At 66.4% G+C, this 1,093-nt stretch carries 1 protein-coding gene and 1 pseudogene; one reads left to right on the forward strand and one right to left on the reverse strand.

What is annotated here, in order from left to right:
• Positions 1-228, reverse strand: a pseudogene (locus tag ABTZ43_RS17240) (amino acid transporter); the annotation flags it as partial.
• 147 nt (positions 229-375) lie between these two features.
• Here ABTZ43_RS17240 and ABTZ43_RS17245 point away from each other — a divergent pair.
• A partial coding sequence (locus ABTZ43_RS17245) for a LacI family DNA-binding transcriptional regulator (RefSeq protein WP_350539644.1) occupies positions 376-1,093 on the forward strand: 718 nt, incomplete at its 3' end.

Genomic DNA, 1,093 nt, shown 5'->3' on the forward strand with positions numbered 1-1,093 from the left:
CATGAAGAGGAACCCGACGGCGAACACGGCGAGGACGATGCCCGCGACGGCGTAGACGATCGGAGCCGAGACGCCGCCGATCAGGACAGCCAGGGGTCCGATCCCCGCGAGAACGCTCAACGGGGCCGCAGCCGATATGACGAGGAAGACGACCCCCCACGCACTGAGGGCTGCTTTCTTCAGCTGGCCGGTGTGCTCCTCGTTTCGAAGAGACGTCTGCTGGGTCATGGCGTGCTTTCCTTCCGTCGGGTGGCCGACCTGCTCAACACGCCTGCGGGTCGTTGGACGACAGTGTGGCGCACGGAACATCGATTGCGCAATCGATTGGGCAATATTGATACCCAGCGGCGACATAGGATCGACAGGGAGGTCACGATGTCATCGACACGAGCCGCGACGCTGCAGGACGTCGCCGATCTGTGCGGAATCTCGCGAGGCACGGCATCCCGCGCGCTCGCCGGCACCGGTCGTGTCTCCGCCGAGACGAGACGTCGGGTGCTCGAGGCGGCGCAGACCCTCAGCTACTCGACGAACAGCGGAGCGCGCAACCTCCGCCAGGCACGGGCGGGCTCGATCGGACTCTGGTTGCCTCGCGGCATGAACTTCATGGAGTACTACATGAACTTCGCCGTCGGCGTCGTGCAGAGCACAGAGGATCGAGAGCTGACGGTGTCTCTCATTCCCGCCGAGTTCCCCGCGTCCAAGGCTCGAACCCTCCACGTCGACGGATTCGTGATGACCGATGTGATCGGCGACGACGAGCTCGCCCGTGCGATCCTCGAATCCGGGCGCCCGGTCGTGACCTCCGAGCTGGTGCCTCCGGGGATGCCCGAACCCACCGTGGCGCTGGCGGGCGATCATCGCACCGCGATGGATCGGCTGCTCGATCGGCTGCGTGCGAGCGGAGCGACGTCGATCGCCGTGGTGCGGCCCATGATCGATCAGATGTGGGCGCGGCTCGCCGCCGACGCGGCCGCGGACTGGGCGGACGCCACCGGCATCACCGTCAGGTTCATCGACCTCCACGGCGTCCCTTCGGCTGAGGAACTGCACACGATGATCCGGAGCCTGCACGACGCTCACCCCGATGTCG

The organism is Microbacterium sp. NPDC097977 (assembly GCF_040302605.1).
GTDB lineage: Bacteria > Actinomycetota > Actinomycetes > Actinomycetales > Microbacteriaceae > Microbacterium.